The following is a 16,926-nucleotide window of genomic DNA, read 5'->3' as shown; positions in this document are numbered from 1 at the left end:
TCCCGGCCATCCGTGAAATAGGAAACCGCCAAATGAACCCATCCAGACCCGAGGTGTTAAATGGAGATTCGTGAGGCCCTGACCTTTGATGACGTCCTGCTGGTTCCCGCAGCGTCTTCTGTGTTGCCGTCCACCGCAGATACGCGAACCCGCGTCACGCAGAGCATCGCGCTCAATATCCCGCTGCTCAGCTCGGCCATGGATACGGTGACCGAAAGCCGCATGGCCATCGCACTGGCGCAGGCCGGGGGCATGGGGGTGGTGCACCGCAACCTCACGATCGAAGAACAGGCCCGCGAAGTGCGTCGGGTAAAACGCTTTGAATCCGGGATCGTTTACAACCCGATCACCCTGCGTCCCGACCAGACGCTGGCGGATGCCAAGGCTTTGCAAGAACGCTACCGCGTGACCGGCTTCCCGGTTGTAGACGAAAATGGCCGCGTGCTGGGCATCGTCACCAACCGCGACATGCGTTTCGCCTCCGACGACCGCACGCCGGTCTCGGTCATGATGACCTCTGAACGGCTGGCGATCCTGCAAGAGCCTGCGGACCGGGACGAGGCGATCAGCCTGATGAAATCGCGCCGGATCGAGAAACTGTTGGTGACGGATGCCGAAGGCAAGCTCACCGGGCTGCTGACCCTGCGCGACACCGAACAGGCGGTGCTGAACCCCACCGCCTGCAAAGATGATTTGGGCCGCTTGCGCGTCGCTGCGGCGACGACAGTGGGCGACGCGGGCTTCGAGCGCTCCGAGGCGCTGGTCGATGCGGGCGTCGATATGATCGTGATCGACACCGCCCATGGCCATTCCGAAGGTGTGGCCCATGCGGTGACCCGGGCCAAGAAACAGTTCGGCGATGTGCAGGTCGTCGCGGGCAATGTGGCCACCGGTGACGCCACCCGCGCGCTGATCGACGCGGGCGCCGATGCGGTCAAGGTCGGCATCGGCCCCGGCTCCATCTGCACCACGCGGATGGTGGCGGGCGTGGGCGTGCCGCAACTGACCGCGATCATGGACTGCGTGGCCGCTGCGGGCGACGTGCCGATCATCGCCGATGGCGGCATCAAGTTCTCCGGCGATTTCGCCAAGGCGATTGCGGCTGGTGCCTCCTGCGCCATGGTCGGCAGCATGATCGCCGGGACGGACGAAAGCCCCGGCGAAGTCGTTCTTTATCAAGGCCGTAGCTTCAAAAGCTACCGTGGCATGGGCAGCATGGGCGCCATGGCGCGCGGCTCGGCGGATCGGTATTTCCAGAAAGACGCCGCCTCCGACAAACTGGTGCCCGAGGGGATCGAAGGTCAGGTGCCTTACAAGGGCAGCGCGGGCAATGTGTTGCACCAATTGGTCGGCGGTCTGCGCGCGGCGATGGGCTATACCGGTTGCGCCACGGTCGATGAGATGCGCCGCAACTGCAACTTCGTGAAGATCACCGGCGCAGGGCTGAAGGAAAGCCACGTGCATGACGTGCAGATCACGCGGGAGTCTCCTAATTATCGAATAGGGTAAGTGCAATATACCATTAAGTTTTAGTGGGATTTGATGTGTTAATTTGCGTTGAGAACCATGCGTGAACAGGACCGAACATACCCAGAACTGGACAATGCATCAGTGAATAAACTGATGCAAATTAAGATAGGGTTAGGCGATAGCTGATGCATGGTTGTCGGATCGGGAGAGCACTAAGTGGAGGTGGCGGCATCATCGATCCTGCCACCAACAATGAGTTTGAGTAGATAAATCTTCTTGGCACGATTGAGACGGAGAGCCCAACCGATAAGCTGCTACCTGAAATTGACAGCACGGTTAGTGCCGCCGGGCTAAAGATGGATCAGGCGACCATCTCTCAACGAGATCTGTGTCGGCTGCGTCGGAAATCCCAATTTGCGTCGTGCATCCCTATCGCTCTCAACAGCCGTCCCGCGATCCACCGCGCGCCCCGTCACATTGCCGCTTACGCCGTGGTGTTTTGTGTAACCTGATTTCGAATGCGGCCAAGTTTACCTCTGAAGGTGATGTGGTTGAAATGAGCGTGAGACGGATAGATCAGAAAGTTCGGATCGAAGTCGCAGACCACGGGATAGGCACCGCAGCTGAAGAACAAAAAGACGATCACCTTTTCCTTAGGAAAGCGGACACTCAGATGGTTGTTTCTGGTCTGACCCGACTGTTCAATTCGAAGAGCCTTTCCGAACAACGCTCGGGGAAACTACGCCTCTGTTTTTCAGTCATAAACCGTCTTGGAATGGATCTGGATAAGTTCTGTTGTTTAGTTCTTCGTCCGACGCCAACTCAACGCGCAGCTCAAGTCTTTCGAGGGTTTCGTGCTCCCCTGCCGGCTGGAGATAAGGTGTGATGTTTGCAAAACTCCTGTGCACTTCACGTCTGGACCATCTTACAGATGACATAAGTGTCCCAAATGCTGCCATCTCCGCGCTTGAGAAGCCACGCCTGACACACCGATTGGCAAGCCCCAATGCAGTAGTTGGACTAATCTGTTCATCAGCGTGCACATTAAGATGACCCTGCAAGATATGAAGAGGGGCTCCCATCAGATGTGCAAGATCCGGAACAAGCCGGATCACGAATTTTCGCGCACTTGTGCTGCGCTTCCGGTCACGAGTTTTGTCAGATAAGGCTTTTTGGATGGCCCTAAGTGGCTCACCGTTCATCCACAGGCTCAATGCTTCCCGCAGCTTTGGGAGGGCGTGGGACGCACGAGCAGCGTCGCCCTTAAGCTTCTTGAAGTCTGTTCCAAATAGATACTCCAAGCTGTCTGGCTTGATTACACGGTCCAAATATTCAGGCTTGGCTGTCAGCCACTCGAACATCCAATTGCACAATGCTTCGACTGAATGAAAGCTGTGAAACCCCTCTTCGGCAAGGGCATTTGACAAGTCCTTCAGGACATCTTCGGGCAGCCCCAACATAGAGGCAGTATTGCGCAAAGACAGGGACTCAACGGGCAGGGCTTCGTCATCATCATTCAATAGCGAAAGGGCCGCTGCTGTCCTGCTTTCAATCCAGTCCTCTTCAGCATCCTGACGTTTGCGATAAGCTGCGAAGCTTCTCGATAGGCCAAGCCGCACATCGAGAACACCGTCTTCACTTTGATCGGTCTCCGCGAGCCGCGCGACAACATATCGTTCCAGATCTCCAATGTCTGAAGCTTTGTCATGAATGCGATCCATCAATGCCGTAAACGGATCGTCCAAAATAAGGCATTGATCGGACTGACCAAATATCGCCCGGAGGCGTGTCCATCTTCCACCAATCTTGTTCTCGGTATCATCCAACGGAACAACTTGCCCTGGGACAACCAAGACAATGCCTGTCGCGCTCTCACCAGCTCGACCCGCGCGACCAGCGGCATTGAGAAGATCTTCAGCTTCCAAAAGGTCTTTGCGTCCCGATGCAGCATCGTATTGGCTATCTTCTGCGATGATGACTAAATCTGCTGGCAGGTTCATACCTTGGCCAAGTGTTGGAGTTGCAGCGAGGACAGATAGAGCACCATCGCGCTTATACAGTGCTTCTGCGAGCTGCCGCTCCTCTGGAAGCAACTGGCCGTGATGCGTGGCCGCCTGCGACACAAGCTTTCCGTTCTCGAGCGTCAAATAGAGTTGGTCAGCGCCACCCATTTCATCGGCAGAAACTTCATAGAACCGCTGCTCATTCTCGGTCAGTTCGACAGCACAATCGTCAAGTGCCATGCGTGCTTTCTCTGAGATCGAAAACGCGTTTGGAATAGATTGCGAGAAGACAAGAGTTCTCAAGCCAGCCCGCGCAGCAGCGACAGCTATGGACGACGCGACAATCCCGGAATTAGGTGTAAGCTTCCAAAACTTGTTGGTTGAGAACTCAAGCGCGGTATCAAGGAGCGGGACCAGCGTGTAGTCACTGCGAATTTGAGACGCCCAAGTCTGCTTAACACTAAAGAAACCTCTTGGGGTAGCCGTGAGCTTGCGCTTGACCGCGACCGGCACTCCCCCTGTTGGCTTTTTGCGACGTTCCGCTTTCAGAAAGTTTTGAAGATTTGCGTATCTGTTGGCGTCATAGACAACACAGCCCCTGAGTTGGCGAGTTGGTTTCCATGCATTGTCGAGAGGCAATGATTTTCTACCCGTAAGTTCTTCAAGCCAGCCGCTGAGCTCATCCGTGTTTTTCATCATTGCTGACAAGAGAACGATATCAGCATCAGGTGCGACGCGGGTGAAGCCCAAGATGCAGAGCATGGCATCAATGGCCCGACGATCCCCATCTGTGCTGGGATGCATAAGATGGCATTCGTCGAAAATCAGCAAGCCGACATCGTCAAATCGCTCTGGCTCCATGTGGCTTGAAAGCAGAGAGGCTTCCGGCGTCATGACCATGACGTCGGGTAGGTCTTCTCCCTGGCTCGAAAACCCAAACTCGTCCGTGCGTTCGCCGCGGACAGTTGCCCGAGGGAAGGCATCGCGTAGGTCTCGCGTTGTTTGATCCACGAGTGCATGAGTAGGGGCAAGGAACACCGCTTTGCGACCGGACAATAGCGTTGCATGGATCTTTAGTTGGGCTGTGGTTGACTTACCCGCCCCGGTTGGGAACCCTATCGCTGAGGACGTTCCTATTTCCAGATAACCTTGCTCGACGGCATCTCTGTGATTGCGCCAAAGATACGGACGCGTCTCAGAAACCGTTTTCATCGCCTTAGCCCATCGGTCCCCATCCACCCCCTCGGGAGGCGGCAATTTAACAACAGCGCCGCCAAGAAGTGCTGAACCCGCTGCAATCAGAAGACTTGCCAAGTGAAATGGCCCTGGGAATACAGCGACCACGCCATCAGGATATTCATCGGCGAATTCTTCTGCACCAGGTGCTGCCAAATCCTTGACTTCAGTGAAAACTTCAATTGGATCCACCAGCCCCCTCATGCGTCGTCCCTGAAGCACGAACGCAAGCGCCCGAATACCGCGCAAAATCCGGTAATAGAGTGCGGCATTTGCGCGTTCGCCACCCGAACCAGTGACAAGGTCGTCCTGTGGAGGCCGTTTTCGGTTTCGAATTCGACCAACTTGACCCTTTGCCAGCATGATCAAATGAAGAATCAGTTCTGACTGAAGCCTGTTACCGCTTGGAACCCGCATGGCTGCTGCGACCTCTGCAGCATCGGCTGATGCTTCAGCAACCAGAAAGAGCAGCATCGCTGAAATCTCAGGGCTAATACCGTCAGGTGTGATGAACGATGCGGGCGGCTCCGGTTCTTTCAGCGCCTGTGCCTGATACAGCAACTGGTAAGCGCTCGCGGCAACAAAGCCTGCAGCAGCCCGGTTCTCCCGATCAGGATTGATTGCGACCAATGCTTCATTTGTTTGCGCCAGCCGGCGCGCGAAGCTGGTGGTTTCACTGAGCGAGGCGAGATCCTCGTCGCCCTCACGCAGCATCACCCGCGCCGATACAATTTCTGCGAAAGCGCGTGCGAGCTGATCGGGCAATGCCTCAGTATCCAGATCATCAAGTTCTGGTGTGGATCGAATAAGCGCTGCTGTCGTGGGATCATACAAGGCTGTCGGCCTCCGCGTCCTCAATTGCGGCAAGCGCCATCTCAGCTATCTTGTCCAGCCATTCACGCACATCTTCTAAGACCAAGGTTTCCGCACGGCGCCGCTCAACGTCGCCCAACACCCTTTTTTCGTATCCTGCAAATAGGCGTTTGCGCCCTTTTTCTGATGCATGCTTATCACCAACTGTCACGGCCACACGATAGGCACGTTTTTCGTTCCACAGGATATCGGCAACGGTTCGGTCCGGATCTGCATCGTCCGATTTCTCCAACAAAGACGTGACGGACGCAACAAGCTCATTGTCGCGAGCACCCGTCTCGAACTGTTCAAACTCTGGCCAGACCTGAGATTTGATCTTCTGTCTCGGATGTTCGGTCGCTTTCTCTTCACAGATGACAACCTGTGCAATGCCGTTGTCATCGAACTCGATCATGAGCCCGTCCAAGCCTTTGTCAGCTTTAATCATTTGAGGTGACCGGATAAGGGCGTCTTCATCGAAACGATGGGCGGCGATCCAAGCGATGACCTGAAATACCCAACCATCTCGGTGATATGTTTTATCTCCGTTTCCAACAGTCAGTAGCGTCCTGGCGCCTTGAAAGCCGCCCTTTGGATATCCTGCTGGCAAATCACCAGTGGCTTTTAGAATGCGTTCCACAGTTCTGGACTGCCCAATGGCAACACGTGCAATCAATTCCGCAAGTTCACCCTCGTGGTCGATCGTCCAAGTGGACCCGGACCAACAACCCTTCTCTGCGACTGGTGTGATTGCAATCGGCATGACCTACCTATTACGCTTTACAACCCATAAACGAAAACCCTTTCCAATACATCCGTCCACCTTTTGCTAAACTGACCCGCAGCCAAGATCCATAATTCGTGGACAATCGGCAGCGTCCGGTTTTGGGAATTGCTTTGCCGCATGGCTCGGGCCGTCGTTACCTGTTATTTGGCACTAACGGTTTGACCAGGAACTTTTTTAATCCTCATAAAAGCACTCCAAATCACGCCGCCCTTTCAATTGAACCGGCCGATAAGGTTTGACATCCCCGCACTGGGCTACGGTCTTTGCTCGCATGCGCGCTTCGACTGAGGGATGGATAGGAAAATCGTCACCAATTGCGCGAATTCCCTTCTTCCAGAGGATGCGAAAAGGTCCAAATGCCACGATAGCGTCTTCGCGGTGCTGCAAACCCAGAGGATCAGGTGCGCGATTCAGGACATTTTCGTTGATCTGAATCGAAGGCACACATTCGTTCAACTCTTCGACCATCCAATCCAGGGCGATATCACTCAGGCGCGACTCGGCCTCGGGATAGCTTCCGCCAATGTCGCTGTGACACCCCGGAAACCAGACCTGCTTGAGCCACTTCGGCTCTCGATCTTTGGTTTCGATGGCAGCTGCCCTGGAAGCCCATCCAACCCTTGGAAAATCGGCACGATCTTCGTCGATCGCCATAGCGTGGCGGGCGTGTTGAACGTCTGGATCCAGCCACTTGTCGTAGTTGCGCTTGTTCCAAGCCGCGAAATGCCCCGTCTTGAGAATTTGCGGCCAATCCATTGGGCGCCAGAGCTTCAGTTTGCGATCGTGATCGTCCGAGAAATATTTAAAGTTATCGAGCAGCAGTGAGCTAAGCTGCCAAAGAAGCGCACTGAATAAAACGCCGACAGGGATGAGCAGAAGCAAGGACCACTCCAATGCAATGCCAGCAACTAAAGTAACCCCGGCCGCAAAGGTGACGCCCCAGACCAGTGTGCGAACGACTGCGGTTCGGAGTGATGCAACCGTGTCGAAGACCCCGATGAAAGTAGGCTGAACGTTGCCTTGATTGTCTTTGCCTTCGAGAGGAAAGCTTGAATATTTCGTGCGAAACCGTCTGCCGAGCTCTTCACGGTTCTGGAAGTAAGGGTCTTTTCCGCGGGGTTTTCCCGCGCCGTGGTTATACACGAATTTCACAGCATCCTTGGCGATCTTGCGCAGACCGGGGCCGTGGCGCGGAACCGGCGAACCATCGGGCATCTGCGTTGGGACACCGCAGAGGTTCATAACGTTTGCCACCGCTCTGACCGTGTAGGCTCCCCTTGAGAACCCAATAAGAAGGATACGGTCGCCTGGTTCGTAGTGTGCGATTATCTGCTCGTAGCAATCGACAATGTTGTGATCTAAGCCAGTTCCGACCGCGCTTTCCAGGATCGGCTTGATACGAATGAAGATCCCGCCGCTTTCTCCTGTTCCTAAGCCTGGATCATAGAAAGCTACTTGATCTTTAGGGCTAATGGGTGAATCCGGGCCCGGGCGCATTGCGCGATACATCTTGTAGACATTTGAGAGCCGCTGGTCTGGCCTGGCACCACCCATCTGGCCAGTTCCATCCGAAAAGATGCAGATATTCTTACCCATGTGTCAACCTATAGATGAATTCCAATTGAAAGCTGTGATCTCTAAAAAAATGTCGATGGAGGTGAGTGCCCCTGCTGAGTTTCACCTTAACCGAGAAAAAAGTAGAACATAGTAGAAACACATATGTCCACCTTGAATTGGGTAAACGAGTGAGGTGCGCTCAATATGTTCAATTCTGATCAGAAAATGGACACGCTCCCGACGGTAGCTAATCTCAATCGCATTGATCCGTCCGCCGACATACGGCGCCTCTATCAAGTTGTGGCTTTGTAGGAACTCGGACAGTCGGAAATTGGCGCCGGGTTTCGAATGGCAGGTCTGGTGAATACGGCATTGCAGCGTGACGTCCCTCTTGAACGGCAGGAATGGGCCCGTGAACTCCCCCTGCAGAGAGGGCGGATTGCGGATGTTCGCTGCGCTTTGCGCCAAGGTCTGCTGTGCGGATCTTCCTACCGTTCGCTGCGGGCGCTCGGTTTTCGCTGCGCTTGCGAAGACCTTTGGGATGAAGGGCGGAGAGCTGATGGGGTGGATGGCTCCTGCTTCAACCGGCGTCGCAATGCGCCATAGTGCAGGTGTCAAAATCTGCTTATGAGAGGAGCCACCCCATGCAAGCTACCACAATCGGCGTTGATCTGGCCAAGAACGTTTTCCAAGTCCATGGGATCACCGCGAGCGAAGAAGTCGTGTTCAACAAGCCGCTGCGACGAGCGCAATTTCTGCCGTTCTTTGCAAAACTGGATCCGTGCCTGATTGGCATGGAGTCGTGCAGCACTGCGCATCATTGGGCCCGTGAACTGACAGCTCTTGGTCACGAGGTTCGACTGATTCCGCCGATGTATGTGAAGCCATATGTCAAACGCGGTAAGTCTGATGCCATTGACGCCGAAGCAATTTGCGAGGCAGTGACCCGACCCACCATGCGGTTTGTTGCGACCAAAACAGTCGAGCAGCAATCCCTGTTGTCGCTACATCGGGCGCGTGACCTTTTGGTGCGCCAAAGAACGCAACTCATCAACAATCTGCGTGGTCTGGTCGCGGAGTTCGGCATATTCATTCCTAAAGGGCTGGCCCGTGTGATTGGATTTGCTGAGGACATCACTCTTGGTGAAGTGCTCGACTTGCCAGACATCGCCAACGAGGTGATCCGCAACCTTTCAGAACAGCTCATGGCTCTGCATAAGCGGGTCCGATGGTATGAAGAGCGCCTCAAGCAAGTGGCCAAAGAAGATGCGCGTGTCCGTTTGCTGCGCACTATACCCGGCGTCGGCGCGGTAACGGCTTCTGCGATCATCGCCAGCATTGGAGATGGTCACCAATTCAAAAACGGCCGGGAGTTCGCAGCATGGCTGGGTTTAACGCCTGCCAACAAATCCAGCGGCGGTAAAGAGAAGTTGGGGAGGATCACCAAGATGGGTGACCAGTATCTGCGATCATTGCTTGTCGTTGGTATGACATCACTCGTTCGACAAACACGATCCCATCCCGAGCGAGCCAGCAAATGGCTTACATCCTTGCTTGAACGCAAACCTGCGCGTGTCGCAACCGTCGCCATGGCCAACAAGACCGCCCGGATCGTCTGGGCAGTGCTTACCCGCAACGAACCCTACAGCCTACGCACCGTAGCCTGAGACGAAAGGAACAACGAGTTAGCAAGACCCGCGAGATGATGGTGCATAAGTCTGCCGCCAAAGCCAAGACACTCCGCCGAATGGCGCGGGCATAATAGCCCGCAAAGCTGATAGGAACTTGGCTTGCGGAACCCATCAGGGCCAGCGGTCAAAACCGCGCAAACAGGCCTGACACATGACTGCTTCTGACAAATGCACAAATCAGATCAAAAATGTCTTGCTATGTAGGAGCCATCCACACATGCCGTTCGCCCCGCAATGCTCGAACGGCAGCAGTGGCTCCGCGCGCGTCTTTGGCCTCAATAGCTGCCTATTAGGCTGCTGATTGTTCGGGACTGTAGGGCGTGGGGCGTCTGCTGACGATGGCCGATGTTCGCGCCATGCCATAGCAAGCCCGTATCCTCGGTCTTTCGTTTCCAGATCCGACTTCGGAACCTCGACCGCCGATGTGCTTCCAGTTACCTGCCCCGTTTCTGGACACCGTTATTCGGTGCCCCGCACGCACTCCTTTCTCGGCTACGCCGGCATATGAGGATCATGGGCGTCGCGCGTCACAGGCGCTGCACGAGGCGCTTGCATTGTAGAGCTATGAGCTCTCGATTGAGCAACCTGTGCCCCTGTCAACTGAGGCTCGAGGTTGGCAGCCGCCAACAGACTTCCTGGATCGATGCAAGCTCGAACAGAAGAAACTTTACACATTACCTTGTGATCTCCGCCCCCCATACCCACATCGTGTGGTATTGTAGGATAAATTTCACGAGGTCCATATGAGCGCGGCGATCACTTTCTTCCCTCTCGGCAACGCCGATTCGACCCGACTGAATTTGGCTGACGGTCAGCGCATCCTTTTCGACTTCGCTGACATGGGAAAATCTGAGAAGTCGGAGGTCACGATCGACCTTGCCGACGAGATCCGACGCGACCTTCGGCAGGGTGGGAAGAACGAGCTTTCGGTCCTGTGCTTCACCCACCTTGACAAGGACCACTGCTTCGGAGCGGACGAGGCCTTCTGGCTCTCTCACCATTCAAGCTATCAGTCGAAGGACCGGATCAAGTTCGACGAGCTCTGGGTGCCCGCGGCGGCCGTCCTCGAACCGAACCTGGAGGAACCGGCGGCGATTGCGTTGCAGAAGGAGGCGAAGCACCGGCTCAAGGAGGGGGAGGGCATTAAGATATTCTCCACCCCTAAGGCGCTTGAGGGCTGGTTGCGAAAGAACGGGATCTCCTTGGTCGAACGCTCTCACTGCATCGTCAACGCCGGAGAGAGTGTGCCGGGCTTCGAGCTGACCGGAAGCGCCCAGGCCGATTTCTTCGTCCACTGTCCTCTCAGCTGGGTTCAGGATGAGAATGGAGAGGTGATTCGCAACGAGGATTCGATCGTGCTCCAAGCGATCCTCCGCGAGGGCGGCCGCGACACGCGCATGCTCCTCGGCTCCGACATCAACTCGGACACTTTGAGCCGGATCGTTCAGAGCACACAGCGGCACAAGAACGACGAGCGCCTCGAATGGGACGTCCTCAAGCTCTTCCACCACTGCTCTTACAAAGCCCTTAATTGCAACGATCGCGGGACCGACAAGACCATGCCTGTCGAGAAGGTCGCCTGGTTATTGGAAGAGCAAGGTCAGGAACGTTCCTTCATAGTTTCGCCGAGCGCCCCGATCCCCACGAAGGGGTCGGCGAAGGACAATGACCAGCCGCCGCACCGTCAGGCTGCGGCCTACTACAAGCCCCTCCAGAACAGCCGGAAGGGACAGTTCGAAGTGACGATGGACGATCCGAAGAAGCCCCTTACGATCAACATCACCGCAACCGGCGCGGCGCTTGGTCTCTCGAGTCCCGCGTCCGCCGGTTCGAGCTCCACTTCAAAACCCATGCGTGCAGGGTGAGACATGGACGGCGCGGTTCCCCCAGAATACGCTGACGGCCAAGCCCTGGGCGGAGAGGCGGTCGACCCTAAGACGCTCCATCATCGGCTTGCCCAGTCTCTCGTGCGCTTTGTCGCGAAGCTTGGTGGGCGGGAAGTTCGCATCGATGAAACGCGTCGGCTGGAAAGCGGGATGGAAGTCGTCAGTCTGGCCGTCAAGACCGGCTCCCCTCAAGAGCCCGCCTTCGAGGTCCTTCCTTCCGAGCAGCTGGTGGTTCTGTTTCAAGATGACACCTCCCCCCTCGTCGTTCCCCTCCGAGCAGATTTCCCGGCCACGCCTCACACATTCGGCCTTCCCGTAGAGGCGCCGACCTCCGGCAGCATCGCGCTTTGCATAGATGACCGACCGTGGGCTGATGCCTGCGCCGACTACAACGGTGCCGAAATCGTCCGGCGCATCTATTCATGGTTCCGGCGCGCGGGAACGGGGCAGATGGACGACGAAATGCAGTTCCGCGACCCCGCGTTTCTGCCCCCGGCTGATACGGTCTTCATGTCCTCGCATCTCGTGCAAGAGATGGATGCCGTAGATGGGCCTCCGCTGTTCCTCGCTCTCACCGAAACCGAAGATGATGCCAGAGTCTGGGCAGCTCGAGAATACGATAGGGCGAAGCCGCCGCCTGGCGAAGGCCGGGCCTGGAGACCCTTCCTCGGGCTGACGCTGGGCATCCGGGTCGAGAACCTCGGGGCAATGTGGCATCCGCCACGGCATCTCGGGCATCTGAACCTGGCGTTCTCAAACGTGGAGTTTGACCTCCTCGAGCATCTAAAGGGTCACGTCCGTCGGCTTCTGACCGACGCAAACTCGGAGCGAATTCACCAGTCCCACCTCCTGATCCGCGTTCTCGCTCACAACGTCATCACCGACCGCATTGAGAGCTTCTGCCTGCTGGCACATCAATCGATCGGCGAAATCGGTGAAGCTCTGGGCTTGCTCTGGCCTCCGATGGATGCCGCCGGCGGCGGCTACACACTTCGAATTCCGGAGGGAGAGGCAAGGCCGGACCAACTTGAGGCGGTGTCCCTCACGCCAGCGAACCTGTCCCTGTCTTTCGATCGAGCCACAGCCCAAACCTGGGCCGGGCGCGAAGCAGTTGGCGGTCGGGTGATTGCGTTCGGCGCCGGAGCGATCGGCTGCCAGGTTCTCGACAGCCTCGTTCGAGAGGGTGCCTTCTCCGAACTCGTTATTGCCGATGACGACCGCCTGCGGCCCCACAACCTCGCCAGGCACATCCTTCGCGAAGACCAAGTCGGAGCCCTGAAGGCGAAGGTGCTCGCCTCTGAGCTTCATCATATTCGCCCAGACATCCACCCTGCCTACTACGCCGAGCAGCTTAGCGAGGGCGGCATGAGCGAGGATCTTGTCGGTGCCATCACGACCTCGGACCTCGCACTCGATCTGACCGCATCAGTGGGCGCGAGCCGTATCCTGTCAGATACTGAGGAACGCGGTCGCGGGATCAGTGCCTTCTACAATCCGAGTGGCGACGCCGTCGTGGTAATGGTCGAGGATCAGAAGCGGCATGAGGATCTCGCCGCGCTGGAGGTCAGATACTACAGAGAGGTCATCCTCAACCCCGCGCTGAGGCATCATCTCAGGGCTCCGAGCGAGGCTGTAGTCTCAAGCGGGCAGTGCAGATCGGTGACGAGTCGGATCTCCTCCTCCGACGCCGCGCTGCTGTCTGCCGCGGCGGCCGGCGCAATAGGCCGCGCACTTCGCGTTCCGGCATCCCATCTGATGATCGGTTCGCTCCACCCCGACGGTTCCTTGAGCATCGTAACAGCGTCCGTGAATCCCGGCATGCATGAGGTCGCCCATCAAGGATGGCGCATCCGCTGTTCGGGGGCGGTCCATCAACAGCTCAGAGAGCTCCGTGCAACAGCACTTCCGAACGAGACAGGCGGAGTCCTTCTCGGGGTGGTCGACCATCGTCGGAAGCGGATCGAGGTCTCTCTCGGCCTTCCAGCGCCTGACGACAGCTACGGGACGCCGCGGGCCTTCGAGCGAGGAGTTCGCGGCCTCTCCGAAGCCGTAGATGAAGCAAGGGGAAAAGTCATGCATCAGATCACCTACCTCGGCGAATGGCACACCCATCCGGATGGAGCTGCGGCCGACCCCAGCCCGGTAGATCGCAAGCAGATGGACGCCTTGGCATCTGACCTCGCCACGGAAGAACGACCGGCCGTGATGATCATCGTCGGCGCTGACGAACTCCGGGTTTCTGCTCGGGAGGCTGTCCGATGAGCTTCGACGCCTACGAGTTCGTCGCTGTCATCATCCCGGGTGCCCTCCCCACTCTGGCAGCGTCTCTCCTCGTCCCGGAGCTGGCTGCGGTGCTCAGCACAGAAGGAGTAGAGCTCGGCGAGTTCGGCATTTTCCTGATCGTCTCCTTCGTGGTGGGGCATGTCGTCCATATGTTCGGGAACGGCATCGAGGCACTGGAAGACCGCCTTGGGGTGGGGCGGAGCTCCCTGCTCTTCAGTCCGACCCGAAGGCCGGTTAGCCCGGATCAGTGGGCTCGCTTCGAACAAGTTCTCCGAGCCAGGACGAATGCATCCGGCGCTGACCTCAGCCATGATACCTGGTTTTCAACAGCACGAGAGATCTACTCGCAATTGAACGCGGAGGGCCGAACCCGGAGGCTGGACGCCTTTACACGCACCTATGGCCTCTGTCGCGGCATGGTCGCAGGATCACTGCTGACCTCTCTCTTGATCCTTCTACTCGGCGGATTGATGAAATGGCATCTGGCGCTACTGGTGTTTGGTCTTGTTGCCGTTCCACTCTATATCCGCATGCGCCGCTTCAGCGCGCTCTACGCAGGCGAATTGATATCGCAGTTTCTGTCTCTCAAGCAGTAGCCCGTGGACCTCGACCAATCACGCTGGTTTTTCGCGGAGACCGCGGCACATGATCACCCTGTAACGCAACTGGTCGCGCAGGCAATGGAGGCCGGCACACTGCGCAAAAGCGACCCGGTCCTCGTGTCCAGTCAGCTGCTCGCCCTGGTGAAGAACTTCTACTTCTGGCCAAAGTTCTTCCTCGATAAGCAGACCGAGGCGCCTGGTCTGATGGAAGGCTGCGTGGCCATGTTCATGGCCCATTACAGGTCCGATAAATGAGCGCCGAAGCGGGAAAGCTGGGCACACCCGGAGCGATATCGGTCCGCGAGCCCCACCCATTGTATGCCGACGCTCATAGCGCACTGCTGACCTTGGCTGCTACTGCTACGAAGTTCCGGAAAGGGCCGTTCGCAACAACGTTTCGGCCCAATCCGAGTGCTAACTTGACGTTTGCCTGTAGATAACGCTTATGACCTTTGTGAGATCAACCAATTTCGCAATGCGCAGTTAGGAAAGGCTGGACTGGATTGCGGCCAGCCGCCCTCCACACCAATTGACGGAAGTGAACAGAGAGGTTCGGCTCGCCGGAAGTGTAGGTTACCCGCTGCAGGCCGGACTCTCGTATTGCGTCGTCCACTTCGCCCTTGCCGCGACATCCACCAGTTGGCGCTGCCGATTGTCGATGCGGCGCCAGGCCGAACGGAAGTCACGATGGGACATTGGCAGAAGGTCATCACGCCCGAAGGCAAGCGCGATCGTAATTGCCTCGCTCGTCGACATTCCCCGCATTACTTCCTGCGCTTCCTGTTTGCCGAGTAGAACTTGACGGCAGGCTTCGGCATCCCTGTAGTTGGAGTTCAGCGCCGCGGATGCTTTCGGGTCGCCAACAATCCTCTTAAGTTCCGTGGGTTCGATGCATTCAAGTTCGATGTAAGTGGTCATGGTTTCGTTCCTTTTGTGGCTTGCCCGTTTGGGTAGACGGGAAATTGGAACTTTTTGGGAAACGCGAAACGGTTTTTTCGGGGTGCCTCTTGCCAAGCGCTGGAAAAGACGAGCGCCCATACCCTCGGGCTGATAGTTGGCAGTCCGAACTCTTGTTGAGGTCAGAGCGAGCCGTGTTCAGGATGCTGTGGAAATTTCGGCGAGGGCGGGAAAATGTTGAAAACGCCCAGCGTCCATCCCGTGCGGATGATGGTTGGGCGTTTTCAACACCCTTCGGAAATAAGGGAATTTCCGGCGAAAGACAGCGGTATGTGCCATCGCTGTCGCCTTGTCGTCACAGATCAAGCTCGACTTCAAAGCTACGTTGTCGCTCGATCATGTCAACGAATTCCTGAGCGGACGCCAGCCCTGTGGAGTGATCGTAGTGCCGCTGGGCCGTTTGCTCGTCGCGTTGGCCGAGCAAGGCCGTGGCGGCACGCCCGCCTGATGCGAGGTGCTCGCTGGCTTCAGTGGCGACATTGTCACGGAGCCGATGGACTGAGACACGCACACCGAAAGCGCGCTCTGTCAAATCGCCTGTAAGCCGACCGATCTGAGCCTCGCTGATTGCTGCGCCACGCGCGTGCATGGACGGAAATAGAGAGGCTCCATCGTCAAACAGTGGGCGATAGGAATGCCTGTATTCCTCCAGTGCAGACGCGAGCTTTTGACTGGATAGGGTTCGATCAAACGGGGCTCCCGCTTTCTGACCCTCAGGCAACTTCAGCATGCGGGCCGGGAGGTGAATGTGCACCATTCCCTCACATGGAATATCGATGGTCCGGTCGAACGCAAGCGCGGACAGTGCCCGGGCACGTTGTGGCAATGCAACCGCGACACTCAGAAGGATGCCGTTCCGAAAATCCTTCGCGGCATGCAGGCCGCGAAGATGACGGGACCGGGCTTGCTGCATAAGGTCGAAGCCAAGATCATAGATCCGCGAAGCACCAACGAGTTGGGCGCCTGTTTTCGTCGTGGAGCCGGCTTCTGCCGCGCGTTCACGCCAATCGCAGGCCACAAACTCGCAGGCTTGCGAGGAGAATTCCGGCATGACGAGCTTGATCCCTGTAAGTATGCGGCTGATGTAATCTGACGCCGTTCTTACCGAAGCCTTTTGAGTCACTACCCTTGCGTAGCCCTCGAGCGTTCCACCGGTTGGCGACATCGGAAGATCCTGCGCTCTGCAATACGTAACCCATCCGCTCAACGCGCGGATGACGTTCTGTGTATGCGCGGCACTCCAGAGAACCTGTCCCTTCTTGCGGACGCCAGCTTCTGAAGTCTCGATACGTTCAGCGAGGGTTGGTTGCCATTGATCGGGAAGGTCGGAAAGGCGCATTCTTGCCGTTTGCCATGAGGTCCGACGAGGCGACTTTGGGGTCACCCGCGCTTCGCGCAGAACATTGGCAAAATGGGCGCAGCGTTCAGCGCCCCAGGCCTCAGCCGCCACCTTTTGGACGTAAGCAAACTCCATCAATGCAGGCGCTCCGATCTGTTGCAGCCTGCCGCTGAGATGGCGCTTGAGGTCGTCCTGCCCCGGGGGGGAGGAACCGGGGCCGGCGCAGCGAATACGGGCCAATAGAGCGAGGTGTTCATTCATGT

11 protein-coding genes are annotated in these 16,926 nt (G+C 57.1%); 6 read left to right on the top strand and 5 right to left on the bottom strand.

Translation table 11 applies throughout. The features are described from left to right. Nucleotides 1-60 precede the first annotated feature (60 nt). Complete coding sequence (gene guaB, locus J7392_RS18355; protein WP_209218826.1) at nt 61-1,509, top strand: IMP dehydrogenase; 1,449 nt, start codon at nt 61-63, stop codon at nt 1,507-1,509. Between the two features lie 719 nt (nt 1,510-2,228). Here guaB and J7392_RS18350 read toward each other — a convergent pair. The 3 genes from J7392_RS18350 to J7392_RS18340 form a co-directional block, all read right to left on the bottom strand. Beyond that, a complete protein-coding gene (locus J7392_RS18350) occupies nt 2,229-5,543 on the bottom strand; it encodes a DEAD/DEAH box helicase (RefSeq protein ID WP_209218825.1) in 3,315 nt (1,104 codons plus the stop codon). Next, nucleotides 5,536-6,324 carry a hypothetical protein gene (locus J7392_RS18345; RefSeq protein ID WP_209218824.1) on the bottom strand — a complete coding sequence of 263 codons (789 nt, stop codon included), beginning with the start codon at nt 6,322-6,324 and terminating at the stop codon, nt 5,536-5,538. Before J7392_RS18345 ends, J7392_RS18350 begins: the two co-directional genes overlap by 8 nt. A gap of 198 nt (nt 6,325-6,522) precedes the next feature. Then, nucleotides 6,523-7,944 carry a DUF2235 domain-containing protein gene (locus J7392_RS18340; RefSeq protein WP_209218823.1) on the bottom strand — a complete coding sequence of 474 codons (1,422 nt, stop codon included), beginning with the start codon at nt 7,942-7,944 and terminating at the stop codon, nt 6,523-6,525. Between the two features lie 605 nt (nt 7,945-8,549). Here J7392_RS18340 and J7392_RS18335 point away from each other — a divergent pair. The 5 genes from J7392_RS18335 to J7392_RS18315 all read left to right on the top strand — a co-directional run bounded on the left by J7392_RS18335 (nt 8,550) and on the right by J7392_RS18315 (nt 14,622). Then, nucleotides 8,550-9,572 (top strand): IS110 family transposase, encoded by a 1,023-nt coding sequence (locus tag J7392_RS18335; RefSeq protein WP_209218822.1) that lies wholly within the window; start codon nt 8,550-8,552, stop codon nt 9,570-9,572. Between the two features lie 767 nt (nt 9,573-10,339). Beyond that, nucleotides 10,340-11,461, top strand: coding sequence for an MBL fold metallo-hydrolase (locus J7392_RS18330; RefSeq protein ID WP_209218821.1), 1,122 nt, complete (start codon nt 10,340-10,342; stop codon nt 11,459-11,461). Between the two features lie 3 nt (nt 11,462-11,464). Next, nucleotides 11,465-13,744, top strand: coding sequence for a ThiF family adenylyltransferase (locus J7392_RS18325; protein ID WP_209218820.1), 2,280 nt, complete (start codon nt 11,465-11,467; stop codon nt 13,742-13,744). Then, a complete protein-coding gene (locus tag J7392_RS18320) occupies nt 13,741-14,361 on the top strand; it encodes a hypothetical protein (protein ID WP_209218819.1) in 621 nt (206 codons plus the stop codon). The genes J7392_RS18325 and J7392_RS18320 overlap by 4 nt, the downstream gene beginning before the upstream one ends. 3 nt (nt 14,362-14,364) lie before the next feature. After that, nucleotides 14,365-14,622 (top strand): TetR/AcrR family transcriptional regulator C-terminal domain-containing protein, encoded by a 258-nt coding sequence (locus J7392_RS18315; RefSeq protein ID WP_209218818.1) that lies wholly within the window; start codon nt 14,365-14,367, stop codon nt 14,620-14,622. Nucleotides 14,623-14,940: 318 nt separating this feature from the next. On the opposite strand, the gene J7392_RS18310 is transcribed toward J7392_RS18315, so the two are convergent. Both J7392_RS18310 and J7392_RS18305 read right to left on the bottom strand, forming a co-directional pair. Next, nucleotides 14,941-15,285 carry a hypothetical protein gene (locus J7392_RS18310; protein WP_136720328.1) on the bottom strand — a complete coding sequence of 115 codons (345 nt, stop codon included), beginning with the start codon at nt 15,283-15,285 and terminating at the stop codon, nt 14,941-14,943. A 334-nt stretch (nt 15,286-15,619) separates the two neighbouring features. Further along, nucleotides 15,620-16,924 carry a hypothetical protein gene (locus tag J7392_RS18305; protein ID WP_209218817.1) on the bottom strand — a complete coding sequence of 435 codons (1,305 nt, stop codon included), beginning with the start codon at nt 16,922-16,924 and terminating at the stop codon, nt 15,620-15,622. Nucleotides 16,925-16,926 lie beyond the last annotated feature (2 nt).

The sequence above is a fragment of the Sulfitobacter sp. R18_1 genome (assembly GCF_017743915.1).
In the GTDB taxonomy this organism is placed as follows: domain Bacteria; phylum Pseudomonadota; class Alphaproteobacteria; order Rhodobacterales; family Rhodobacteraceae; genus Sulfitobacter; species Sulfitobacter faviae.
This window is presented reverse-complemented; position numbering and strand designations above follow the sequence as displayed.